Below are 24,305 nucleotides of genomic sequence, written 5' to 3'. Positions count from 1 at the left end.
GGTAAGTCGGCACTGGCGACCCGGTTTGCGGACGAGCGCCCGCTCGCGTCACTGCTCGAAGTTCGGACTTGCGCAGAAGTGGGGCCCGTGTCCGCCGGACGGGTGGAAGACGCCTACCGTGCGTTCCCATCCGGTCTCGACTGACCCGCTGATACCCGCTCGCGTTGCGGGGTGACACCCGCGTGGTTAGCGTCATCCAGTGGCGAAAGAGACAGGCGAGAAGGAAAAGCTGCTGCCCCGGCTGCGGCGGAAGTACCCATGGCTGGATCACGTGATCCGCGCCAATGACTCTTTCAGCGAGAACTACGGCAATCACTACGCCGCGGCGATCACCTACTTCAGCGTGCTGTCGGTGATCCCGATCCTGATGGTCGCCTTCGCGGTCGTCGGCATCGCCGTCGGCGGCGACCAGGCGGTGATCGCCAGGATCACCGAGGGGATCAACAACTCCGTGCCCGGCGGCCTGCAGAGCCTGGTCAAGAGCATCACCGATGCGGCGATCAAGTCCGGCAGCGGCATCGGGATCGTCGGCCTGGTGATCGCCGCGTACTCCGGTGTCGGCTGGATGGCGAACCTGCGGGACGCGCTGACCGCCCAGTGGGGCCAGGAGAAGCAGCAGCAACCGTTGGTCAGCACCACCCTCAAGGACCTGCTGTCCCTGCTCGGGCTCGGTCTCGCGCTGATCGTGTCGTTCGCGATCACGGCCGCGGGCAGCGGCGTCGGGAAACTGCTGCTGGAGCTGGTCGGCCTGCAGGACCAGAGCTGGGCCCTCTACCTGCTGAAGGGCGCGACGATCGTGCTGGGCCTGATCGCGAACACCCTGGTCTTCCTCTGGGTCATCGCGCGCCTGCCCCGCGAACAGGTGGCGCTGCGCAGTGCCGTGAAGGGCGCGATCCTCGCCGCCGTGGGGTTCGTGGTGCTTCAGCAGGCCGGTTCGTACTACCTGGCCAGCGTGACGAAATCACCGTCGGCCGCGCTGTTCGGGCCGGTGATCGGGCTGCTGGTCTTCGCCAACCTGGTCTCGCGGTTCCTGCTGTTCGTCACCGCGTGGACGGCGACGGCGGCCGAGAACCAGCGCCGGGTGGTGGCGCCCCCGCCGCCGGTGCGGCTGGAGCCGCAGGTGACCGTCCAGCACGGGTTCGGCCTGGGGGCCGCCGCCGGGGTCTTCAGCGCCGGAGCGCTGCTGGGCTGGCTGGGCCGGCGGCGCCCCTAAGCGGCGTCCCGCTGCCGGCGGAGCCGGTGGCGGAGGGTGAAGCCGACCACGATGATCACGGCCACGACCAGCGTCAGGATCCAGCCGGTGGTGCCGAACGGGTCCGGTTTGGCCGGGGCCGGCTTCGCCGCCGCGGCGGGCGCGACGTTCAGCGGCGGCGCGCCCGGCGGGGCGGTGGCGACGAGGGCTTCGTAGGCGATCCGCCCGACTGGCGGCGCGTGCGCGTCCACCAGCGCGAAGCTGTAGTCGAGCAGGTGGCCCGCCTGCGCGACGACGAGCGTGGGCCGCTGCTCGGCCCGCATCATCACCACGGCCAGCCGGTGCCCGTCGCGCTCGGCGGCGCCGACGTAGGTGTGCCGGGCGTCGTTGGTGAAGCCGGTCTTGCCGCCGAGGAAGCCGGGGTAGGAACCGAGCAGCTTGTTGTCGTTGAACACCGGGATCGGCGGCTTTCCGCCGGTCGCCGGGATGGTGTACGCCTTCGTGGCGACGGCCTGCGCGAACTCCTGCTGCTTCATCGCGTAGTGGAAGATCAGGCTCAGGTCGTAGGCCGAGGTCGACATGCCCGGACCGTCGAGGCCCGACGGCGTGGCCGCGCGGGTGTCCGTGGCGCCGATGCGCGCGGCCAGCCGGTTCATCTTCCCGACGGCCACGTCCACCCCGCCGAGCGCGGTCGCGAACGCGTGCGCGACGTCGTTGCCGGAGTGCATCAGCAGCCCGTGCAGCAGCTGGTCGACGGTGTAGGGCGCGCCCGCGGAGATGCCGACGCAGGTGCACTCCTGCTCGGCGTCCTCCTTGGTGGGGACCACGATCTGGTCCGGCTTCAGCTCGGTGACCACCACCAGTGCCAGCAGGGTCTTGATCAGCGAGGCCGGCCGCTCGCGCGCGTGGGGGTCCTTCGCCGCGACGACGTCACCGGTGTCGAGGTTCTGCACCACCCACGACGCCGCGGTGTCCCCGGCGGGCAGCGGCGGCGCGCCGGGCGGCAGGATCGTGGCGCAGCCACCCAGCAGCGGGCCGCCGACGGGCTGGGCCGGCACCGGCAGGGGCGGCGGCACGGACTGGCCGGGGGCCGGTTTCTCGGACGTGTCCACCGCGGCCGGCGGAGCGGCGGCGGCCGCGCACGGCGGGGCCTGCGCGGACCGGCCGGACTGCGGGCTCGCACCGGCCACCGGGGCCGCACCGGCCACCGGCGGGGCGAGGGCGGGCAGGACGCCGACGGCGAGCGTCGCGACGAGGAGCCGGAGTGACCGGGGGGCAGCGCAGAACACCCGAGCAATCTAGCCCGGCGGGCCCGGCGGCATACTCGGGACATGCGCATCACTCGAGGTACCGCGTGGTTCCTGCTGGCCTTCGGGGTGTGGTCCTGGATCATCTGGATCACGTTCGCGAAGAACCTCTGGGCCAGCGATCAGTCCTGGTCAGCGGACGGTTCGCCCACCGCGTACTTCATCGTGCACGCCGTGCTGACCGTCGTCTCCTTCGTGCTCGGCACGATCATCGGCGGGCTGGGCTGGCGCGCGGTCCGCGCGACGGCCGGGGAGCGCGCGGGCACCAACACCTGATCCGGTGACGCTCCTTTGGTCGGTGGCGGTGGGCCCGCGGGCTGCCTAACGTTCTCGCCACCGACCATGGAGGTGGGAATGTCCCGTTTACGTCGATTGCTCGGGCCCGTGGCCCTGGCGTCCGTCGTCGCCGGAAGCCTGGCCGTGCCGGGTGCCGTCGCCTCGGCCGCGCCGGCCGCCCCGGCCGTCGCCTGTGACACCACGAGCACGCCGTACAGCTACGTGGTGCTGTACCAGCCGGGTTTGCCGCAGTTCTTCGTCAACGCCGAGCTGAAGGCGAAGTGCGGCACCAAGGTGGCGTACTACCCGGAGATCGGCGTCGCCGTAGCCAGTTCCCGCAACGCGGACTTCGCGCAGCGGATCGGGGTCGACCGGGCCTACTCGGGCGGGAAGGACGTGGCCTCGCAGGCCGCGAAGGTCTCGTCGCGCTCCGCCGTCCGGCAGGTCGAGGCGACGCAGAGCGTGGCCGAGGACGAAGACCTTTCAGCTCAGCAGTGGGACATGCGCGCGATCCACGCGCCCGAGGCGAACAAGGTGAACCCGGGCTCGCGGTCGGTCACCGTCGGCGTGCTGGACTCCGGCATCGACGCGACGCACCCGGCGCTGGCGAAGGCCGTGGACGCGCGTGCGTCGGTGGGCTGCGTGACCGGTGCGCCGGACCGGACACCGGCGTCCTGGGCGCCGACCAACTCCGATCACGGCACGCACGTCGCCGGCACCATCGCGGGCAAGGACACGGCGCGCGGCTTCACGGGCATCGCCCCGGGCGTGCGGCTGGCGTCGGTGAAGGTGGTCGACGACGGCGGTTTCATCTTCCCGGAGGCCGCCGTGTGCGGTTTCGTCTGGGCGGCGCAGCACGGCTTCCGCGTGACGAACAACAGCTACTTCATCGACCCGGGCATGTTCTACTGCTCGCGCGAGCCGGGGGATTCGGCCGCGTACGAGGCGGTCCGGCGCGCCGTGGTCTACTCGACCCACCGCGGCGTGCTGAACGTGGCGGCGGCGGGCAACAGCGGCTTCGACGTCACCAAGCAGACCACCGACCCCATCCGCCCGCACCCGGTCGACTCCTCCTGCGGCATCCTGCCGAAGGCGATCGACGGCGTGGTCACGGTCTCTTCGGTCGGCTACGCGGGCACGAAGTCCTCGTTCTCGAACTTCGGCGCCGTCTCGGTCACCGCCCCGGGCGGTGACTACACGCAGGTCCCGCCCGCCGGCCAGGGCCAGGGCTGCACCCTCTCGACCACGGTCTTCGGCGGCCGGTACGGGACCAAGTGCGGCACCTCGATGGCCTCCCCGCACGTGGCGGGCGTGGCCGCTCTGCTGGCCTCGCGCCACCCGTTCGCCTCGCCCCGCCTGCTGACCGCCCTGCTGGAGGGCCAGGCCGACCCGGTGGCCTGCGACGTCACGGAGTGCTCGGGCCCGGCCCGGGACAACTCCTACTACGGGCACGGGCTGGTGAACGCGCTCGACGCGGTCCGGTGACGACGAAGGCCCTCGCCCGGGAGCCGGGCGAGGGCCTTCGTTCCGGCCGGCGGGGGCCGACCTCAGATGCGCTTGAACAGCAGGGCGCGCTTGACTTCCTGGATCGCCTTCGTCACCTGGATGCCGCGGGGGCAGGCGTCGGTGCAGTTGAAGGTGGTGCGGCAGCGCCAGACCCCTTCGCCGTCGTTCAGGATGTCGAGGCGTTCTTCGGCGCCGTCGTCGCGGGAGTCGAAGATGAAGCGGTGCGCGTTGACGATCGCGGCCGGGCCGAAGTACGAGCCGTCGTTCCAGTAGACCGGGCAGGACGAGGTGCAGCAGGCGCACAGGATGCACTTGGTGGTGTCGTCGAAGCGGTCGCGGTCGGCCTGGGACTGGATGCGCTCGCGGGACGGCTCGTTGCCGTAGGTGATCAGGTAGGGCTTGATCGAGCGGTAGGCCTCGAAGAACGGGTCCATGTCGACATAGAGGTCCTTCAGGGTGGTCAGGCCCTTGATCGGCGCGATCGAGATGACCGTCTTCTTGCCGCCGGTCTCCAGCAGGTCCTTCATCAGGACCTTGCAGGCCAGCCGGTTGATGCCGTTGATCTGCATCGCGTCCGAGCCGCACACGCCGTGGGCGCAGGAGCGGCGGAAGGAGAACGTGCCGTCGATGTAGTCCTTGACGTAGAACAGCAGGTTCAGCAGCCGGTCCGTGCGCTGCGCCGGGACGTCGTAGGTCTCCCAGTGCGGCTCGGAGTCGACCTCCGGGTTGAACCGCTGGATCTTCAGCGTGACCGTGATCGGCGCGTGCGCTTCGGCGGCCTCGGACGAGGGGGCCTCGGGGGTTGCCGTCGTCATCAGTACTTCCGCTCCATCGGTTCGTAGCGGGTGAAGGTCACCGGCTTGTAGTCGAGCCGGATGTCGGCCGAGAGCCCCTCGCCCTGCTTGTAGGCCATGGTGTGCCGCATGAAGTTCGTGTCGTCGCGGGTCGGGTAGTCCTCGCGGGCGTGGCCGCCGCGGGACTCCTTGCGCGCGATGGCGCCGACGATCAGGACCTCGGCCAGCTCCAGCAGGAAACCGAGCTCGACGGCCTCCAGCAGGTCGGTGTTGTACCGCTTGCCCTTGTCCGACACGGTGATCCGGGTGTAGCGCTCCTTGAGCGCCTGGATGTCGGTCAGCGCCTGCTTGAGCGTGTCCTCGGTGCGGTACACCGAGGCGTGCGAGTCCATCGTCTGCTGCATCTCCTTGCGGATGTCGGCGACGCGCTCGTCACCGTGGTCCGAAAGCAGCAGCTCGAGCTGGTCCTCGACCAGCTTGGCCGGGATCTCCGGCAGCTCGACGTGCTCGTGGGCGAGCGCGTACTCCGCCGCGGCGATGCCCGCCCGGCGGCCGAACACGTTGATGTCCAGCAGCGAGTTGGTGCCCAGGCGGTTCGAGCCGTGCACCGAGACGCAGGCGACCTCGCCGGCCGCGTACAGGCCCGGGATCACGTTGTCGTTGTCGCGCAGGGCCTCGCCGTGGATGTTGGTCGGGATGCCGCCCATCACGTAGTGGCAGGTCGGGAACACCGGCACCGGCTCCTTGACCGGGTCGACGCCCAGGTAGGTGCGCGAGAACTCGGTGATGTCCGGGAGCTTGGTCTCCAGCACCTCGACCGGGAGGTGGGTCACGTCGAGGACCACGTAGTCCTTGTTCGGCCCGCAGCCGCGGCCCTGCAGCACCTCCTGGACCATCGAGCGGGCCACGATGTCGCGCGGCGCGAGGTCCTTGATCGTCGGCGCGTAACGCTCCATGAAGCGCTCGCCGTCGGCGTTGCGCAGGATGCCGCCTTCCCCGCGCACGGCCTCGGAGATGAGGATGCCGAGCCCGGCCAGGCCGGTCGGGTGGAACTGGAAGAACTCCATGTCCTCCAGCGGCAGGCCCTTGCGGAAGATGATGCCGAGACCGTCACCGGTGAGGGTGTGCGCGTTCGACGTCGTCTTGAAGATCTTGCCCGCGCCGCCGGTGGCGAACACGATCGACTTGGCCTGGAACACGTGCAGCTCGCCGGTGGCCAGCTCGTAGGCCACGACGCCGGAGGCGACCGGGTTGCCGTGCTCGTCCTCGCTGGTGACCAGGTCGAGCACGTAGAACTCGTTGAAGAACTCGGTGCCGTACTTGACGCAGTTCTGGTACAGCGTCTGCAGGATCATGTGGCCGGTGCGGTCCGCGGCGTAGCAGGCCCGGCGGACGGCGGCCTTGCCGTGGTCCCGGGTGTGCCCGCCGAAGCGGCGCTGGTCGATCTTGCCCTCGGGCGTGCGGTTGAACGGCAGGCCCATCTTCTCCAGGTCGAGGACGGCGTCGATGGCCTCCTTGGCCATGATCTCGGCCGCGTCCTGGTCGACCAGGTAGTCACCGCCCTTGACGGTGTCGAAGGTGTGCCACTCCCAGTTGTCCTCTTCGACGTTGGCCAGCGCGGCGCACATGCCGCCCTGGGCCGCGCCGGTGTGGGACCGGGTCGGGTACAGCTTGGTGAGGACCGCGGTGCGGGCGCGCTGGCCGGATTCGATGGCCGCGCGCATGCCGGCGCCGCCGGCGCCGACGATCACCACGTCGTACTTGTGGAACTGCATGGGAAAGACTCCGCTTGTTCTCGGATGTGCGCGGTGGTGGGTGCGCCGTCAGCCGGCGGGCATCTCGGGGTCGAAGGTGAAGATCACCATGGTGCCGACGGCCAGGATCAGCGCCATCGAGACGTAGAGCAGGATCTTCAGCCAGAACCGCGTCGAGTCCTTGCGGGCGTAGTCGTCGATGATCGTGCGCAGTCCGTTGCCGCCGTGGATCTCCGCGAGCCACAGCATCGCCAGGTCCCAGAACTGCCAGAACGGCGAGGCCCAGCGACCGGCGACGAAGCCCCAGTTGATCCGGTGCACGCCGCCGTCGAGGATGTTCATGATCAGCAGGTGGCCGAGCACCAGGATGATCAGCGCGAGGCCGGAGATCCGCATGAACAGCCAGCTGTAGAGCTCGAAGTTGCTCCGGCGGGCCGCGGGCCGCTTCGGCGCGCGCGGCTTCTCGATGATGAGCGAATCGGCCATGGTCAGTTACCCCCGAAGAGCGTCTCGGCCGTGCGCTTGAGCATGAAGAACGCGCCGGGAACCATCACGACGACCCAGACGGCGCCGATCACCCACAGCATCGCCTTCTGCAGCTTCGGGCCCTTCGACCAGAAGTCGACCAGCATGACCCGGATGCCGTTCAGCGCGTGGAAGAGCACCGCCCCGACGAGGCCGACCTCCAGCAGGTTCACCAGCGGGGTCTTGTACGTCTCGATCACCTGGTCGTAGGTGTTCGGCGACACGCGCACCAGCGCGGTGTCGAGCACGTGGACGAACAGGAAGAAGAATGTCAGCACGCCGGTGATGCGGTGCAGCACCCAGGACCACATACCCGGGTCGCCCCGGTAGAAGGACCCTTGACGGCGTGAGGCACCCGCCCGATCGCTCGCTCCCGCCTGTGTGGCAGGGCTAGCCGTGGTGGACATCGGTGAACGGCCTCCAACGTCAGCTGTCGTGCCCGGGTGACCGGTGAGGTCCGCACTCGCCTCCGGGGTCGGTCCACTGGGGACAACTCCGGCAACGGTGCCGAGATCAGGGCCATCGAGCGTGGATGACTGGATGCTAGACCCGCCGTCCGGACCCGGCTCACCTCCGGGTTCGTCTCTGTGATGGACCAGACACCCGGAGCGGTCCGCACCACCCGGACGTGTGGTCTGGAGCACGTGAACGCAGGGTTCCAGCGGGGGCGGCCGGACCCCGGCGGCCACAGTGGACACCGGCCGGATCGGCCGCGGGCGGACTAAGCCGGTTTCCTTTTTCGTCGAATAGGTGAGAAGGGCCTCCGGAGCGTGTCCGCTGCCCTCACCGTGAGTACACGAATGGTCGCGGATCGGGCCGCTGAGTAAACGTTTGTGTTACGTAGCGTGCCTTTCCTATGGCGTCCTCCTGGCCGTTGGGTACGGTCTGGCGGTCGAACCCGGCGCCTGAGGCCGGGTCGTTCTCGGAATCATCCGCTGGATCAGCGGGGAGGGAGACACACGTTGCGTCGCATGCGTGGAACCGCGCTGGCCGCCGCGACCATGGCCGGGGTGCTGACTCTGGCCGGTTGCGCGAAGGACACCGGGAACAACAGCAGCAACAACGCCTCGGGCTCGGACGGGAACTCCGCGTCGAGCTGCGCGTCCGCGCCGAAGCCGCCGGCCGCGCCCGCCGTGGCGACGAGCAGTGCGGCCGAGGGGAAGGTCGACGCCAGCAAGCTCAAGATCGGCCTGGCCTTCGACGTCGGCGGGCGGGGTGACGCCTCGTTCAACGACGCCGCCGCCGCCGGCACCGACAAGGCCAAGTCCGAGCTGGGCGTGACCCAGGTCAGCGAGAGCACCGCCAGCGCCAGCGAGGCCGAGTCCGCGAAGCAGCAGCGCCTCGAGCAGATGGCTTCGGACGGCCTCAACCCGATCATCGCGGTCGGGTTCGCCTACGCCCCGTCGGTCGCCGCCATCGCGCCGAAGCACCCGGGCACCAAGTTCGCGATCGTCGACGACGACTCGATCAGCCAGCCGAACGTGACCCCGCTGGTCTTCGCCGAGGAGCAGGGCTCGTTCCTGGCCGGGGTCGCCGCGGTCTACAAGAGCAAGAAGTGCCACGTGGGCTTCGTCGGCGGGGTGAAGACGCCGCTGATCCAGAAGTTCGAGGCCGGGTTCATCCAGGGGGCGAAGGCCGCTTCGGAGAACAAGGTCAAGATCGAGGACGACTACCTGACCCCGGCCGGTGACTTCTCCGGGTTCCAGGACCCGGCCAAGGGCAACGTGAAGGCCGCGGCCGAGATCGCCAAGGGCGCGGACGTGGTCTACCACGCCGCCGGCGCCTCCGGCAAGGGCGTGTTCGACGCGGCCAAGGCGGGCAACGCGCTGGCCATCGGCGTCGACTCCGACCAGTACAACCAGAAGACCGTCGCCGCGGACAAGGACATCATCCTCACCTCGATGGTCAAGCGCGTCGACGTCGCCGTCTTCAACTACATCCAGGCCGTGGCCAAGGGTGACCTGAGCGTGCTGCCGAAGCGCTTCGACCTCAAGGTCGACGGTGTCGGCTACTCCACCTCGGGGGGCAAGGTCGACGACATCAAGGACGTGCTGGACGGGTACAAGGCCGAGATCATCGACGGCAAGATCACGGTTTCGGACAAACCACAGAACTAGCTCACCGACGTGCCGGGGCTCGGAAGGAACCTTCCTTCCGAGCCCTCGCGCGTTTCGACAGAACTGGATGCCCTCCTCCATGAGCACCGCAGAGGCCGAAGCCGTCCCGGACCGGGGCGTGGCGGCCGTCCAGCTGACCGGGATCACCAAGCGCTTCCCGGGGGTGGTCGCGAACTCCGACGTCAACCTCACCGTCGCCCCGGGCGAGGTCCACGCCCTCTGCGGCGAGAACGGCGCCGGCAAGTCGACCCTGATGAAGATCCTCTACGGGATGCAGCAGCCCGACGAGGGCACCATCGCGATCAACGGCACCGAGGTCAAGCTGCGCAACCCGCAGGACGCCATCGGCGCCGGGATCGGCATGGTGCACCAGCACTTCATGCTGGCCGACAACCTCACCGTCGGCGAGAACGTGTTCCTCGGCGCCGAGGCCCGGCACGGCATCGGCCGCGCGGCCCGCGCCCGGCTGGCGAAGCTGGCCGAGCAGACCGGGCTGCACGCGAAGCCCGACACGCTGCTGGAGGAGCTCGGCGTCGCCGACCGCCAGCGCGTCGAGATCGTCAAGGTGCTCTACCGCGGGGCCAAGATCATCATCCTCGACGAGCCGACCGCCGTGCTCGTGCCGCAGGAGGTCGACGCGCTGTTCGAGACCGTGCGCGGGATGCAGGCCGAGGGTTACACCTTCCTGTTCATCTCCCACAAGCTCGACGAGGTGCGCGCGATCGCCGACACGGTCACGGTGATCCGGCGCGGCACCACCGTCGGCACCGCGGACCCGAAGGCCATCACCAGCCGCCAGCTGGCGGAGATGATGGTCGGCTCGGAGCTGCCCAGCCCCGAGACCCGCGAGTCGACCGTGACCGACCGCGACATCCTGCGCATCCGCGACCTGCGGCTGGCCGCGGAGGGCTCCGAGCGCGCCGTGCTCGACGACATCACCTTCACCGTGCACGCGGGTGAGGTGCTCGGCATCGCCGGAGTCGAGGGCAACGGCCAGACCGAGCTGGTCGAGACGGTGATGGGGATGCGCAAGGCCGGCGGCGGGCACATCGAGCTGGTGACGGCCGGGGGCGAGGTCCGGGACCTGGTCAAACTGGGCACGCTCGCCCGACGCGAAGCCGGCATCGGCTACATCGCCGAGGACCGCACGCGGCACAGCCTGCTGCTCACCCAGCCGTTGTGGGTCAACCGGATCCTCGGCTACCAGACCCGCCGACCGGTCTCGAGCGGTCAGTTGCTCGACATCGACGGCGCTCGGTCCGACACCGAGCGCATCGTGCGCGAGTACGACGTGCGCACGCCCGGCATCGAGGTGCCGGCCGCCGCGCTCTCGGGCGGCAACCAGCAGAAGCTGATCGTCGGCCGCGAGCTGTCCGGTGATCCGGTGCTGCTGATCGCCTCGCACCCCACGCGCGGGGTCGACGTCGGCGCCCAGGCGATGATCTGGGAGCAGATCCGCCAGGCCCGCGCCGACGGGCTCGCCGTGCTGCTGGTCTCCGCCGACCTCGACGAGCTGATCGGGCTGTCCGACACCATCCGCGTCATGCTGCGCGGCCGGCTGGTGAGCGAGGCCGACCCCGCCACCGTGACCCCGCAGGAACTCGGCTCCGCCATGACCGGCGCTACGGGAGAAAAGGAAGAAGAGCTGTGAAATCCGGGCTGAGCTCGTGGCGCACGCGGCTGCTGCCGCCGCTGCTGGCGATCGTCTTCGCCCTGCTGCTTTCCGCGATCGCGCTCATCATCTCCGGGGCCGACCCGCTGCAGGCGTACGGCACGATGGTCGGCCAGCTGTTCAAGGGCTCGACCGCGGTCGACACGGTGAACCTGGCCACCGTCTACTACCTCTCCGGGCTCGCGGTGGCCGTCGGCTTCCAGATGAACCTGTTCAACATCGGGGTCGAGGGCCAGTACCGGTTCGCCGCGGTGGTCGCGGCCATCATCGGCGGCGCGATCGCCCTGCCGCCGGTGCTCCACACCATCGTGATCCTGCTGGTGGCGATCGGGTCCGGCGCGCTGTACGCGGCGGTGCCGGCGGTGCTGAAGGTGACCCGGGGGGTCAGCGAGGTCATCTCGACGATCATGCTGAACTCGATCGTCGCCGGGATCATCGCGTTCCTGATCAACGCCGACCAGTTCGGCGTGCAGACCGGCAACAACATCGGCACCCGGGTGATCGCGCCCTCGGGCCGGATCCCCGGCATCCCGCTCGGCTCGGGCACGCTGTTCGGCTTCGTGGTCATCGCCGTGGTGATCGGCGTCGCGTACTGGTTCATGCTCAACCGGACGAGGTTCGGCTTCGAGCTCAAGGCCAGCGGCGAGTCGTCCACCGCGGCGGCCGCGGGCGGCGTCAACGCGAAGAAGATGACGCTGATCGCGATGATCCTCTCGGGCGCGGTGGCCGGACTGGTCGCCATGCCGGAACTGCTCGGCCGCGACTACAGCTACGGCATCACGTCCACGCAGATGTACGGCTTCACGGGCATCGCGGTGGCGCTGCTCGGCCGCAACAACCCGGGTGGGATCGCGCTCGGCGCACTGCTCTGGGCGTTCCTCGACACCTCGGCGGTGTCGCTGGAGCAGATCAACGTGTCCAAGGAGATCGCGACCATCATGCAGGGCATCATCGTGCTGTCGGTCGTCGTGGCGTACGAGGTCGTGCGCCGCGCGGACCTGGCCTCCGAGCAACGGCGGGTGGGCCGGGCGCTGGCCGGCGGGCGCAAGGGCTCCTCCGTCGCCGAAGGCGGTGCGGTGTGACCGCCACGACGGAGTTCTCTCGGCCCGAGCCGGAGTCCGGCACCCCGGCGCCGGTGCGGCCCCGCCGCCCCCGGGTCCCCGGCTGGGCGCGCGGGGTGATCTGGGCGGTCATCGCGATCGTGGTCATGTCGACCGCCTCGTACTCGACCGGTGTGGCCGCGCTGACCTCGAGCAACACGGCGTCGACGGCGCTGCGGCTGGCGCTGCCGATCCTGCTGTGCGCGCTGGGCGGGCTGTGGGCCGAGCGCGCGGGTGTGGTCAACATCGGCCTCGAAGGCATGATGATCCTCGGCACCTGGGGCGCGGCCTGGGGTGCCTACCACGGCGGGGTGTGGACCGGCCTGGCCGCGGCGATCGGCTTCGGCGCGCTCGGCGGTCTGCTGCACGCGGTGGCGACGGTGACGTTCAACGTCAACCACATCGTCTCCGGCGTCGCGATCAACCTGCTCGGCCTCGGCGTCGCGAAGTACCTGGCGAACCTGATCTTCACCCCGATCTCGGGCAACCCGCGGCAGTCACCGCCGGTGCCGAAGTTCGACACCTACTCGGCTTCGGGCCTGTCGGACTGGCTGGGCTCGCTGGAGGACCAGCAGCGGGTCGGGCTCTCCGACGTCGCGGGCGTGCTCCGCGGCCTGGTCACCGGTGTCGCGCCGCTGACCATGATCGCGATCCTGCTGGTGCCGATCAGCTACTACGTGCTCTGGCGCACGCGCTTCGGCCTGCGGCTGCGTTCGTGCGGCGAGAACCCGGTCGCGGCCGAATCGCTGGGCGTGAACGTCTACCGGCACAAGTACGTGGCGATGCTGATCTCGGGGGGTTTCGCCGGGATGGGCGGCGCTTCGCTGGTGCTGCTCAAGGGCGGCGCGGACTACCTGGAGAACCAGACCAACGGCCGCGGCTACATCGGCCTGGCCGCGATGATCTTCGGCAACTGGCGGCCCGGCGGCCTGCTCGGTGGCGCCGCGCTGTTCGGTTACGCCGACGGCCTGCAACTGGCCGGCGGCGGCGAAGCGGTGCTCGCGCTGCTGTACGGCTCGGTGATCCTGCTCGGCGTGATCGTGGTGGTGCAGTTGTTCCGGCGGCGCTGGCTGGCCGCCGGGCTCGGCGTGGTCGGCGCCGGGATCCTCTACGCCATCTACTGGACGAACGACACGCTGCCCAGCGACCTGATCCCGTACACGGCGCACTTCGTGACGCTGATCGTGCTGGCCGTGGCCTCCCAGCGGCTACGGCCGCCGAAGGCCGACGGGCAGCCCTACCGGCGGGGTGAAGGCGACTGATGACTGTGTCTACTGTGGACTGGGACGAGCTGCGGGCCGAGGCGGTTTCGGCGGCCGGGCACGCGTACGCGCCGTACTCCGGGCTGCACGTCGGGGTCGCGGCGATCGTGGACGATGGCCGCCGGGTGACCGGCTGCAACGTCGAGAACGCTTCGTACGGCCTCGGCCTGTGCGCGGAGTGCACGATGGCGGGCCAGTTGCGGCTTTCCGGCGGCGGGCGGCTCGTGGCCGTCGCGTGCCGCAGCGGCGAGGGCGAGCTGCTCATGCCGTGCGGCCGGTGCCGGCAGATCCTGTTCGAGCTGGGCGGTTCGACCTGTCTGGTGGACACCCCGCGCGGGGTGCGGCCGATGTCGGAAGTCCTGCCGGACGCGTTCGGGCCGGACGACCTGCCGTGACCGCCGGCGTTCTCCTTCCCGCGGAGGCGGCATGAGCACCGTCACCGCGGTGGACGTCATCCGGGCCAAGCGGGACGGCGGCCGGCTGACCGACGAGCAGATCGACTGGGTGGTCGACGGCTACACCCACGGGGCCGTGGCCGAGGAGCAGATGTCCGCGCTGGCCATGGCGATCTTCCTGCGTGGCATGGACTCCGGGGAGATCTCGCGCTGGACCGGCGCGATGATCGAATCGGGCTCGCGGCTGTCCCTGGACGTCTCGCGCCCGACCGTGGACAAGCATTCGACCGGCGGGGTGGGCGACAAGATCACGCTGCCGCTGGCGCCGCTGGTCGCCGCGTGCGGGGCGGCCGTGCCGCAGCTTTCCGGCCGCGGCCTCGGCCACACCGGCGGCACGCTGGACAAGCTGGAGTCGATCCCGGGCTGGCGGGCCGCCTTGTCGCTGGAGGAGATCTCGGCCCAGCTCGACTCGGTCGGCGCGGTCGTCTGTGCGGCGACCGAAGGGCTCGCGCCGGCGGACAAGAAGCTGTACGCGCTGCGGGACGTGACGAGCACGGTCGAGTCGATTCCGCTGATCGCCAGCTCGATCATGAGCAAGAAGATCGCCGAGGGCGCGTCGGGCCTGGTCCTGGACGTGAAGGCGGGCTCCGGGGCGTTCATGAAGACGGTGGCCGAGGCCCGCGCGCTGGCCCGGACGCTGGTCGACATCGGCACGACGCACGGCGTCGCCACGGTCGCGCTGATCACCGACATGAACGTGCCGCTGGGCCGCGCGGTCGGCAACGCGGTCGAGGTGGCCGAAGCGGTCGAGGTGCTCAAGGGCGGCGGCCCGGCCGACGTCGTCTCGCTGACGGTCTCGCTGGCCCGCGAAATGCTCGCGCTGGCCGGCCTGTCGTCGGTGGACCCGGCCGCGGTCCTCGCCTCCGGTGAAGCCTACGAGACCTGGTGCCGGATGATCGCGGCCCAGGGCGGCGACCCGGCGGCGGCCCTGCCGAAGCCTTCACACGTGCACGTGGTCGAGGCCCCCTCTTCGGGCGTGCTGGCCTCGCTGGACGCGTACGCGGTGGGAGTGGCGGCCTGGCGCCTCGGCGCGGGCCGGGCCCGCAAGGAGGACCCGGTCCAGGCCAGCGCCGGGGTGTTGTGCCGGGCGAAGCCGGGCGAGCGGGTTTCGGCGGGGGAGCCGTTGCTGGAACTGCACACGGACACCCCGGCCGCGATCCCGGCCGCCTTGGCCGCGCTGGACGGCGCCTACTCGGTGTCGCCCGTAGCCCCCGAGACCCCGGCGATCCCGGGAGCCGGGCCGATCGTGCTGGACACCGTGCGGCCTTGAGCTGCCGGCCACGCACGAACCCGCGAACGTCAGACGCCCCCGCCCGGATTCCCGGCGGGGGCGTCTCACGTGGGGTTCAGCTCACTCCGAAGCGGAGATCTCAGCCTCGGAGCCGTTGTTCGACTTGACGTCCGCGGCCTTGGGGGAGCGGCCGTTGCGCGAGCTGCGGCGCGGCTGGCGCGGGGCGGGCGGCGGCGGGGAGATCTGCTGCACGGCCGGTCCGCCGCCGAGCATCAGTTCCGCGAAGGTGGCCATGGCCTCGTCGAGCTGGCCGCCGATGCGGCGGACGGACTCGTCGTTGCTGCGGCGCACCAGCGAGTCCACTGAGTCGGTGTCCGGCTGCTGGGCCAGCGTGCCTTCGACCTTGGACAGGCCGCTCTTGAGCGTGCCGTCGAGGTCGCCGAGCTGAGCGACGAAGCCGTCCTCGACCTTGTCCAGGCGGTTGCCCAGTTCGTCGAGGCGCTGGGTGACGGTCTCCAGCCGGTGGCCCAGGTTCTCCAGGCGGTCGGAGGCGTCGATCACCTCGCCGGTCTCGGTGATCGCGGTCTTGACCGCTTCGGTCCCGGCGCTGATCCGCTCCTGGGTGGCGCGGTCCAGCTCGTCGACGCGCGAGCGCAGCTCGTGGTCGGTGGTCTCGATCCGCTCGCGCAGCGCGGCGTCGGTGTGCTCGATGCGCTCGCGCAGGGCGGCCTCGGTGTGCTCGATGCGCTCGCGCACCGGGCCGTGCACCGACTGCGGGATCGACTCGAGCTTGGCGTCCTGCTTGTCGAGGTGGCCGCCCAGCTCGTCGATCCGGCGGTGGATGTTCTGGAGCTTGTCCTCGAGCCCGTCCATCCGGCCCGCGACGCCCTCGAACCGGGCCGCGACGCCGTCCAGGCGGCCGTCGAGCTGCGCGAACGGCTTCGCCAGCTTGTCGACGATGCTCTCCACCGCGTGGGTGATCGCGGCGATCGCGTTGTCCTGGGCCTCGAGGCGGGTCATGGCCTCGTCGAGGCGCTCGGCGAGCACGCCGACCTCGGTGCGGTCGGGCAGCTCGGACAGCCGCTTGCGGACCGCGCCCAGCGAGTCGACCGGGGCGAGCCGGGCGTAGATGTCGTCCAGCGCGTCGAAGATCTGCTGCTGCTCGCTCTCACGCACCTCGGCCGCGCGCACCAGCATGTTGCGCATCCGATCGAAGGACGGAGCGGCAATCTGGTTGTCAGTGGTCACTGCTGTAGTCCTTCGTCGGCGGGGAAATGGAAGGGACGTGGGACGAAGCTTATCGATAAGGAAATTGCGCTGCGTGTGGGCCCCGTGAACGTGCGATAACGGCCGCGCTACCCGGATGGCCGATTCGATCCTTGATCGACAAAGCCGAGGGTGGTCCCGTGGTCCCCGGTTACGGCCATGTAGGGGAATGACAGCCGGGTTACCGTGGGTGCATGTCGGATGCCACCCCGCTCGGCGCGGAGACCCTGCGCCGGGCCCCCAAGGTCCTGCTGCACGACCACCTGGACGGCGGCCTGCGCCCCGCCACCGTCGTCGAGCTCGCGGAGGCGACCGGGTACACCGGCCTCCCGGTGACCGAGCCCGAAGCGCTCGGGCGGTGGTTCCGCGAGGCGGCCGACTCGGGCTCGCTGGTCTCCTACCTCGAGACCTTCGCCCACACCTGCGGTGTCATGCAGACCGAGGAAGCGCTGGTCAGGGTGGCCGCCGAGGCCGTGGAGGACCTGGCCGCCGACGGGGTGGCCTACGCCGAGGTGCGGTACGCGCCGGAGCTGTTCGTCGAACGCGGCCTGTCACTCGATGCGGTGGTCGAGGCGGTGCAGGCCGGTTTCGACGAGGGAACACGGCGCGTGGCCGCCGGGGGCGGGCGGATCGTCGTCCGGACGTTGCTCTGCGCGATGCGCCAGCACGCCCGTTCGCTCGAGATCGCCGAGCTGGCGGTGCGCCACCGCGACGACGGGGTCGCGGGATTCGACATCGCCGGGCCGGAGGACGGATTTCCGCCGACCCGCAATCTGGACGCATTCGAGTATTTGCGGCGGAACAATGCGCATTTCACCATTCACGCCGGCGAGGCGTTCGGATTGCCGTCCATCGGGGAGGCGATCCAGCACTGCGGCGCGGAACGGCTGGGGCACGGAGTGCGGATCGTCGAGGACATCCGGACCGACCCGGACGGAACGGTCCACCTTGGACGGTTGGCGGGCTACGTCCGGGACCGCCGGATACCGCTGGAGATCTGCCCGACCTCGAACGTCCAGACCGGCACCGTGCCGTCCCTGGCCGAGCACCCGATCGGGCTGCTCGCCCGGCTGCACTTCCGGGTCACCGTGAACACCGACAACCGGCTGATGAGCGGGTGCACCATGACCAGTGAATTCGCCGCGCTGAGCGCCGCCTTCGGGTTCGGGCTCGAGGATCTGCGCTGGTTCACCATCAATGCCATGAAATCCGCGTTCCTCGATTTCGACTCCCGGCTCGCGCTGATCGACGACGTGATCAAGCCCGGTTACGCCGCGCTGGGCTGAGCCCGACCGCCCCGGACGTGACCGCCGCATCGGCGGTTGCGTTCGTTAGCATGGCCAACTAATGTTCACCATGTAGGAATAAATTCTCATATTTCGAGACGGTGACGAAGATGGCGCAGGTCGCGGTCGATGGCGTGGCCCGGGAAAAGCCCAGTTCCCGGCGGTGGCTGATCCTCGCGCTCGGGGTCGCCGCGCAGACCGCGAGCTGCTCGTTCCTGTACGGACTGCCGTTCCTGGTGCCCGCCATGCGCGCTGCGGACGGGTTGTCGCTCGCCGAGGCCGGCACGGTCGTCGCCGCGCCCAGCATCGGGCTGCTGCTGACCCTGATCGCCTGGGGCGCGGCTGCGGACCGTTACGGAGAGCGCCGGATCATGGCGCTCGGACTGGGTGCGTCCGGACTACTCCTGGTGTACGCGGCGCTCTGGCGTCACCCGGTCGGCCTACTCTTCGGGATCTTCCTCATTGCCGGAGCGGGCACGGCCTCGGTGAACGCGGCGAGCGGCCGGGTGGTGATGGGCTGGTTCGCGAAGTCCGAGCGCGGGGTCGCGATGGGCATCCGCCAGACCGCGCAGCCGCTGGGCGTCGGGGTGGCCGCGCTCGGGTTGCCGCCGCTGGCCGCGAGCTGGGGCTTCCAGGCGGCCGTGCTGCTGCCGGCGGCCCTGGCGATCCTGGTCGCGCTGCTGGTCGCCGTGCTGGTGGTCGACCCCCCGAGGCCGCCGCGCGCGGCCTCGGGGGAGAAGCCGCCTTCGCCGTATCGGAAGCCCTGGCTGTGGCGGGTGCACGGGGCGAGCGCGCTGCTGGTGGTGCCGCAGTTCGCGGTTTCGGCCTTCGCTCCGGTGTACCTGGTTTCGCAGCAGCACTGGAGCCCATCGGGAGCCGGGGTGTTCCTCGCCGTGGCGCAGGTGCTCGGCGCGGCCGGGCGGCTGGGCTCGGGCTACTGGTCGGATCGGGTCGGCAGCCGGCTGCGGCCGATGCGCCAGCTCGCCTTCGCCAGCGTGGTGGTGATGCTGCTGGTGGCGGTCGGCGACGTGAGCCGGCTGTGGCTGGTGCTCCTCGCCTTGGTCCTCGCCGCGGTGATCACGGTCGCCGACAACGGCCTCGGCTTCACCGCTTCAGCCGAACTCGCGGGGGTCGAGTGGTCGGGGCGCGCGATGGGCACGCAGAACACCGCGCAGAACATCGCGGCCGCGCTCACCCCGCCGCTGCTGGGCCTGGTCATCGGCGACAGCCGCTACGCGCTGGCCTTCTGCGTCGTCGCGGTCTTCCCGGCGCTGGCCATCGCCGTGGTCCCGGTCCGCGCGGAGTCCGAAGCGGGCTGAGCCGCGGTCCGGCTCGGGGCCGTCGGAAAGAGAACCGGAGGCCGCCCCCACCGGGGACGGCCTCCGCTCGAAGATCAGGTTCAGACCACCGTGAGGCGGTTCTCGAACGACTCCACCAGCTTGCGCCAGGCGCTCTGCTCCGCGTCGAACGGCGCGCTCGGCTCGAGTCGCGTCGGGTCCGGGCGCAGCACGAAGGAGACCAGCCAGCCGAGGCTCTCGTTCGCGGCCAGCGCCTCTTCGACGGTGTCGTCGCCCGCCCAGTCGGCGGCGTCGGTGATCAGCTCGATCGCCAGTTCCAGCTGGGTCGCGTCGATCGACTCGGGGCCTTCGGCGATGTCGGCGTCGAGGCCGCCCAGCACGTAGGTGTTCTCGGCGTCGACCTCGACCTCCAGCTCGCCCGCGGTGGCCTTGGCCAGCACCTCGTCCCAGGTGGACACGCCGGCGATGTCGGTGTCGGCCAGGTCCTTGCCGTCCTCGATGGCCTTGAGCAGCGCCTTCTCGGAGGTGAACACGTCGATCTCGCCGTCGCTGCCCAGGAACAGCGGCTTGTCGTCGAGGTAGCAGCGCAGCGTGTAGTACTCCGCGCCGGGGGTGATGATCTTGATCGGGTCGATCCCGACCTCGCCCCAGAAGCCGACCGGCTCGTCGTCGTCGGTGTCTTCGGTGTCTTCGGTGTCATCCACGTCAGGCGCGTCCACGGCCTCGAGGTCCTCGGGCTGGGCCGCCTCGGCCTCGGCCGACTCCTCGTGGAACGCGGCCAGCTCCTCGGCCGTCTGCTCCAGCACCGCGGCGTCGACGTCGGGGGTCGTGACCAGGTTGTCGATCGCGTCGAGCACGGTGTCCCACTTCTCGGACACGGCCTTCGACAGGTCGTTCCAGAGCGCTTCGCCCTCACGCCCGGTGAACGGCAGCCGGCCCTGCTCCAGCAGCGAGAAGCCCTCGTACGCGTCGAGGACCTCGTGCACCTCCTCCAGCTCGCACACGTCGGCGAGCGAGCGGACGATGCCGACGATCTCGGCCAGCTCGGCGATGGTCCACGAGTCCGGCTCCTCGGCCACCAGCTCGGGCACGCCGACCAGGTCGTAGGAGTGGTCCTCGTCCGGGATCAGCTCGGGCACGTTCAGCGCCGGCACCGCGTCCCAGGCCGGGTGGTCCAGCAGGTCGTGCTGCTCGGACGTGCGCACGAAGGCGGCCAGGTGGGCGGCGTCGGGGAAGGCGTACAGGTCGTCCTCGTCGCCGAGGAACGCTTCCCACTCCTCGCCGTCCTCCCGCCACCGCGGCGCCCACAGGGTGACCACGTCGCCCTGTGGCAGTCCGAGCTCGATCGGGATGATGTCCTGTGCCATTCTGCGAACCCTTCGGCTGTGCCGCCCGTGTACGCGCTCGCCCGAAAGCATCCCCCGGTCGGTGCGCGGTACCGCGAAGCCTACGGGTTTGGGCAAGCAGCCGCGATCGCCCCTCGCGAAGAAGCGACCAAGGGATGGCACGATGGGTCCCGCGATGACACTCACAGACCTCCTGCCTGCGGATCCCGATCCCGACACCCTGTTCGAAGCCTTCTCCACCTGGACGGCCGAGCGGGGCATCCAGCTGTACCCGGCGCAGGAGGAGGCGCTGATCGAGGTCGTCTCCGGCGCGAACGTGATCCTCTCGACGCCCACCGGCTCCGGCAAGAGCCTGGTGGCCGTCGGCGCCCACTTCGCCGCCCTGGCCCACGGCCGCCGCAGCTACTACACGGCGCCGATCAAGGCGCTGGTGTCGGAGAAGTTCTTCCAGCTGATCGAGATCTTCGGCGCCGACCAGGTCGGCATGATGACCGGCGACTCCTCGGTCAACGCCGACGCCCCGATCATCTGCTGCACGGCGGAAATCCTGGCGAACACCGCGCTGCGGCTCGGTGCCGACGCCCCCGTGGGCCAGGTCGTGGCCGACGAGTTCCACTTCTACTCCGAGCCGGACCGCGGCTGGGCCTGGCAGGTCCCGCTGATCGAGCTACCCCGGGCCCAGTTCGTGCTGATGTCGGCGACCCTGGGCGATGTGTCGTTCTTCCAGGAGGACCTCACCCGCCGCACCGGCCGGACCACGGCCGTGGTCACCTCGGCCGAGCGGCCGGTGCCGCTGACCTTCCGCTACGCGCTGACCCCGGTGCACGAGACGATGTCCGAGCTGCTGCACGGCGGGCAGGCGCCGGTCTACGTGGTGCACTTCTCGCAGGCCGCGGCGATCGAGCGCGCGCAGACGCTGATGAGCATCAACGTGACCACCAAGGCCGAGAAGGACGCCATCGCCGAGCTGATCGGCGACTTCCGGTTCTCCGCGGGCTTCGGCAAGACGCTCTCGAGGCTGGTCCGCCACGGCATCGGCGTGCACCACGCGGGCATGCTGCCGAAGTACCGGCGGCTGGTCGAGACGCTGGCGCAGTCCGGGCTGCTCAAGGTGATCTGCGGTACGGACACCCTGGGCGTCGGCATCAACGTGCCGATCCGCACGGTGGTGTTCTCGGCGCTGACCAAGTACGACGGCGTCCGGCAGCGCCACCTCAAGGCCCGCGAGTTCCACCAGATCGCCGGCCGCGCGGGCCGCGCCGGGTACGACACCGACGGGTACGTGGTGGTGCAGGCGCCCGACCACGTCGTGGACAACGCGAAAGCGCTGGAGAAGGCGGGCGACGACCCGAAGAAGCGCAAGAAGATCGTGCGGAAGAAGGCCCCCGAGGGCTTCGTCAACTGGACCGAGAGCACGTTCGACCGGCTGATCGCGGCCGAGCCCGAGCCGCTGACCTCGAGCTTCCGGGTCAGCCACTCGATGCTGCTGAACGTGATCTCGCGGCCCGGCAACGCGTTCGACCACATGCGCCACCTGCTGGAGGACAACCACTCGGACCGCCCGGCGCAGCGCAAGCTGATCCTGCGCGCGATCGCGATCTACCGCGCGCTGCTGGCCGCGGGCGTCGTCGAGCGGCTGCCCGCGCCGGACCAGGACGGCCGGATCGTGCGGCTCACCGTGGACCTCCAGTTCGACTTCGCGCTGAACCAGCCGCTCTCGCCGTTCGCGCTCGCGGCGGTGGAACTGCTCGACCTGGAGTCGCCCTCCTACGCGCTGGACGTCGTGTCCGTTGTGGAATCCACTGTGGACAACCCGCGGCCGGTGCTTTCGCAGCAGCAGTTCAAGGCCCGCGGCGAGGCCGTGCAGGCGATGAAGGCCGACGGCATCGAGTACGACGAGCGGATGGAGCTGCTGGAGAGCGTCACCTACCCGAAACCGCTGGAGGAACTGCTTTCCGCCGCCTACCAGGCCTACCGCGAGGGCCATCCATGGGTGGCGGACTACGAGCTCTCACCGAAGTCCGTGGTCCGGGACATGTACGAGCGGGCGATGAACTTCGTCGAGTACGTGGGGTTCTACCAGCTCGCCCGGTCCGAGGGCCTGGTGCTGCGCTACCTGGCCGACACCTACGACGCGCTGCGCCACACCGTCCCGGACGAGGCGAAGACCGAGGCGCTGCAGGACCTGATCGAATGGCTGGGCGAGCTGGTCCGCCAGGTCGACTCCAGCCTGCTGGACGAGTGGGAGGCGTTGCGCCACCCGGGGGAGAACGGCCCCGTTTCGCAGCGCCCGCCGTCCGAGCCGCCCGCGGTGACGCGCAACGAGCGCGCGTTCCGGGTGCTGGTGCGCAACGAGCTGTTCCGCCGCGTGGAACTGGCCGCCCGCCGCAACTTCTACGCCCTCGGCGAGCTGGACGCGGACGCGGGCTGGGACGCCGACGCCTGGGAAGACGCGATCGAGGACTACTTCGACGAGCACGAGACCCTGGGCATCGGCCCGGACGCGCGCGGGCCGGCGTTGCTGATCATCGAGGCGGAGCCGGACCGGTGGCGGGTCCGGCAGATCTTCGACGATCCGGCCGGCGACCACGACTGGGGGATCAGCGCGGAGGTGGACCTGCACGCCTCGGACGAGGCCGGGGCCGCGGTGGTCCGGGTGGTGGAGGTCAACCAGCTCTAGGCGGGCCGCCCCTCCACCCGGGGCGGACGGCGGAGTGGCCGGTGACCCGCTCCGGACACGGCTGTCCCGGACCGGCGCGGGAAAGACGTCGACCGAGAGTCCGCCGAGCGGGCACCTGCTGGTCGCGGACCACGAGGGACGCCCGGCGTCGCGGGCGAACCGAGCGGGCCCGCACCTACGGGGTTTCCGGCAACGGCTTCCGGGCCACCAGTTCCAGCAGTGGTCCCGCCGCGGCCGCGTCGGTCACCAGGGTGGACACCAGGCCCGAGCGCAGCACCGCGTCCACGGCCGCGGCCTTCGGCTCGCTGTAGCCGATGGCGATCAGCTCCGGGACGGCGCGCAGGTCTTCGGTGCTGATGGCCAGCACGTGGTGGGCCAGGCCAGTCGACACGGCGTTGCCGTCGGCGTCGAAGAGGCGGGCGGCGACCTCGGCGGTGGCACCGCGGGCACTGATGGCGGCCCGCTCGGCCTCGTCCAGCGCGTCGTAGACGGTGGACTCGCCCGGTTGCCAGGCACCGATGCTGACCACGGCCTTGGTCAGGTTCTTGAACTGGCCGAACGTCTCCGCGATGCCCGGCTGGCGGCGCAGCGTCTCGGCGGTCCGGCGGTCGGGCAGCACCAGCGGGCCGAAGATCGGGTACGCGTCGCCGCCGGAGACCGCGGTCACGCGGCTCACCGTCTCGACCGAGCGGCCGCGCATGTCCATCCCGGCCTGCACCCCGCACAGCTGCACGATCGGGCAGCGCGGCAGGGTCCGGATGGCCTCGGTCATGGCGTTGACCGACCGGGCCCAGGACAGCCCCACCACGTCCTGCGGGCTGACGATCTCTTCGAGCAGGTGGGCGGCGAGCGCGCCGACCTTCTTGCGGACCAGCTCCTTCGGCTCCGGCTGCGGAGCTCGTTCGAGCACCAGCACCCGGTCCAGCCCGTAGGCCAGCCGCAGCTCGTCCGACAGCTCCACGTCGACCGGCGCCGGCAAGCGGAACTCGACCCGCACCAGCCCGCCGTCCCGGGCCGCGTCCAGCATGCGCGCGACCTTGAACCGGCTGACGCCGAACTCGTCGGCGATCTCCAGCTTCGACCGGCCCTGCACGTAGAAGCGCCGGGCCATGGTGGCCAGCTCCAGCGTCTCGGTCAGGCGCGGTTGCCCTTTCTTCCTGCTCATGTGAGCACTATAGCCTGGAAATTACTACGAAAGGTTGACGCAACCTGCCGGAAACCCCTCTAATGCTCACACA

Annotated in this window: 20 protein-coding genes; 12 read left to right on the top strand and 8 right to left on the bottom strand. The window is 70.3% G+C overall.

What is annotated here, in order from left to right; translation table 11 throughout:
- Positions 1-199 precede the first annotated feature (199 nt).
- The gene (gene yhjD / locus NYF13_RS01535) at positions 200-1,213 is read left to right on the top strand and encodes an inner membrane protein YhjD (RefSeq protein WP_315653683.1); all 1,014 of its coding nucleotides are present in this window, start codon (positions 200-202) and stop codon (positions 1,211-1,213) included.
- Here the strand turns inward: yhjD and NYF13_RS01530 are convergent.
- Entirely contained in the window at positions 1,210-2,481 is a 1,272-nt protein-coding gene (locus NYF13_RS01530) for a peptidase M15 (RefSeq protein ID WP_315653682.1), read from the bottom strand. The two genes, yhjD and NYF13_RS01530, sit on opposite strands and share 4 nt — an antisense overlap.
- Before the next feature lie 42 nt (positions 2,482-2,523).
- Here NYF13_RS01530 and NYF13_RS01525 point away from each other — a divergent pair, with 42 nt between their 5' ends.
- Together NYF13_RS01525 and NYF13_RS01520 are read left to right on the top strand one after the other, a co-directional pair.
- Positions 2,524-2,775, top strand: coding sequence for an SCO4848 family membrane protein (locus tag NYF13_RS01525; protein WP_315653681.1), 252 nt, complete (start codon positions 2,524-2,526; stop codon positions 2,773-2,775).
- 78 nt (positions 2,776-2,853) lie between these two features.
- A complete protein-coding gene (locus tag NYF13_RS01520; RefSeq protein ID WP_315653680.1) occupies positions 2,854-4,260 on the top strand; it encodes a S8 family serine peptidase in 1,407 nt (468 codons plus the stop codon).
- A gap of 62 nt (positions 4,261-4,322) precedes the next feature.
- Here the strand turns inward: NYF13_RS01520 and NYF13_RS01515 are convergent, their stop codons facing one another.
- The 4 genes from NYF13_RS01515 to sdhC are packed head-to-tail and all read right to left on the bottom strand — an operon-like array spanning position 4,323 to position 7,761.
- The gene (locus NYF13_RS01515) at positions 4,323-5,096 is read right to left on the bottom strand and encodes a succinate dehydrogenase iron-sulfur subunit (protein ID WP_315653679.1); all 774 of its coding nucleotides are present in this window, start codon (positions 5,094-5,096) and stop codon (positions 4,323-4,325) included.
- The gene (sdhA, locus tag NYF13_RS01510) at positions 5,096-6,850 is read right to left on the bottom strand and encodes a succinate dehydrogenase flavoprotein subunit (RefSeq protein WP_315653678.1); all 1,755 of its coding nucleotides are present in this window, start codon (positions 6,848-6,850) and stop codon (positions 5,096-5,098) included. The genes NYF13_RS01515 and sdhA overlap by 1 nt, the downstream gene beginning before the upstream one ends.
- 48 nt (positions 6,851-6,898) lie before the next feature.
- Positions 6,899-7,315: a succinate dehydrogenase hydrophobic membrane anchor subunit gene (locus tag NYF13_RS01505; protein WP_315653677.1), complete on the bottom strand. Its 417-nt coding sequence runs from the start codon at positions 7,313-7,315 to the stop codon at positions 6,899-6,901.
- 2 nt (positions 7,316-7,317) lie between these two features.
- On the bottom strand, positions 7,318-7,761 hold the full coding sequence (gene sdhC, locus NYF13_RS01500; protein WP_315653676.1) for a succinate dehydrogenase, cytochrome b556 subunit: 444 nt from the start codon (positions 7,759-7,761) through the stop codon (positions 7,318-7,320).
- A gap of 564 nt (positions 7,762-8,325) precedes the next feature.
- Between sdhC and NYF13_RS01495 the strand changes: the two genes are divergently transcribed.
- From NYF13_RS01495 to NYF13_RS01470, 6 genes are all read left to right on the top strand, one after another.
- Positions 8,326-9,471: a BMP family ABC transporter substrate-binding protein gene (locus NYF13_RS01495; RefSeq protein ID WP_315653675.1), complete on the top strand. Its 1,146-nt coding sequence runs from the start codon at positions 8,326-8,328 to the stop codon at positions 9,469-9,471.
- Between the two features lie 79 nt (positions 9,472-9,550).
- Positions 9,551-11,122 (top strand): ABC transporter ATP-binding protein, encoded by a 1,572-nt coding sequence (locus NYF13_RS01490; protein WP_315653674.1) that lies wholly within the window; start codon positions 9,551-9,553, stop codon positions 11,120-11,122.
- A gap of 8 nt (positions 11,123-11,130) precedes the next feature.
- Complete coding sequence (locus NYF13_RS01485; RefSeq protein ID WP_315657142.1) at positions 11,131-12,225, top strand: ABC transporter permease; 1,095 nt, start codon at positions 11,131-11,133, stop codon at positions 12,223-12,225.
- Positions 12,222-13,505 carry an ABC transporter permease gene (locus NYF13_RS01480; RefSeq protein ID WP_315653673.1) on the top strand — a complete coding sequence of 428 codons (1,284 nt, stop codon included), beginning with the start codon at positions 12,222-12,224 and terminating at the stop codon, positions 13,503-13,505. Before NYF13_RS01485 ends, NYF13_RS01480 begins: the two co-directional genes overlap by 4 nt.
- On the top strand, positions 13,505-13,900 hold the full coding sequence (locus tag NYF13_RS01475; RefSeq protein WP_396286345.1) for a cytidine deaminase: 396 nt from the start codon (positions 13,505-13,507) through the stop codon (positions 13,898-13,900). Before NYF13_RS01480 ends, NYF13_RS01475 begins: the two co-directional genes overlap by 1 nt.
- A gap of 31 nt (positions 13,901-13,931) precedes the next feature.
- Positions 13,932-15,230 (top strand): thymidine phosphorylase, encoded by a 1,299-nt coding sequence (locus NYF13_RS01470; RefSeq protein WP_315653672.1) that lies wholly within the window; start codon positions 13,932-13,934, stop codon positions 15,228-15,230.
- A gap of 81 nt (positions 15,231-15,311) precedes the next feature.
- On the opposite strand, the gene NYF13_RS01465 is transcribed toward NYF13_RS01470, so the two are convergent.
- The gene (locus NYF13_RS01465) at positions 15,312-16,439 is read right to left on the bottom strand and encodes a PA containing protein (RefSeq protein WP_315653670.1); all 1,128 of its coding nucleotides are present in this window, start codon (positions 16,437-16,439) and stop codon (positions 15,312-15,314) included.
- Between the two features lie 212 nt (positions 16,440-16,651).
- On the opposite strand from NYF13_RS01465, the gene NYF13_RS01460 reads away from it, so the two are divergent.
- A complete protein-coding gene (locus NYF13_RS01460) occupies positions 16,652-17,743 on the top strand; it encodes an adenosine deaminase (RefSeq protein ID WP_315653669.1) in 1,092 nt (363 codons plus the stop codon).
- A 110-nt stretch (positions 17,744-17,853) separates the two neighbouring features.
- The gene (locus tag NYF13_RS01455) at positions 17,854-19,062 is read left to right on the top strand and encodes an MFS transporter (protein ID WP_315657139.1); all 1,209 of its coding nucleotides are present in this window, start codon (positions 17,854-17,856) and stop codon (positions 19,060-19,062) included.
- An 80-nt stretch (positions 19,063-19,142) separates the two neighbouring features.
- Here NYF13_RS01455 and NYF13_RS01450 read toward each other — a convergent pair whose 3' ends face one another.
- Positions 19,143-20,408, bottom strand: coding sequence for a primosomal protein (locus NYF13_RS01450; RefSeq protein WP_315653668.1), 1,266 nt, complete (start codon positions 20,406-20,408; stop codon positions 19,143-19,145).
- Between the two features lie 154 nt (positions 20,409-20,562).
- On the opposite strand from NYF13_RS01450, the gene NYF13_RS01445 reads away from it, so the two are divergent.
- On the top strand, positions 20,563-23,067 hold the full coding sequence (locus tag NYF13_RS01445; protein WP_315653667.1) for a DUF3516 domain-containing protein: 2,505 nt from the start codon (positions 20,563-20,565) through the stop codon (positions 23,065-23,067).
- Between the two features lie 175 nt (positions 23,068-23,242).
- On the opposite strand, the gene NYF13_RS01440 is transcribed toward NYF13_RS01445, so the two are convergent.
- Entirely contained in the window at positions 23,243-24,232 is a 990-nt protein-coding gene (locus NYF13_RS01440; protein ID WP_315653666.1) for a sugar-binding domain-containing protein, read from the bottom strand.
- Positions 24,233-24,305: the final 73 nt, after the last annotated feature.

Source organism: Amycolatopsis sp. PS_44_ISF1 (assembly GCF_032335455.1).
Classification (GTDB): Bacteria; Actinomycetota; Actinomycetes; order Mycobacteriales; family Pseudonocardiaceae; genus Amycolatopsis.
Note: the sequence above shows the minus strand (reverse complement) of the source record. Positions and strands in the feature narration are given on the sequence as shown.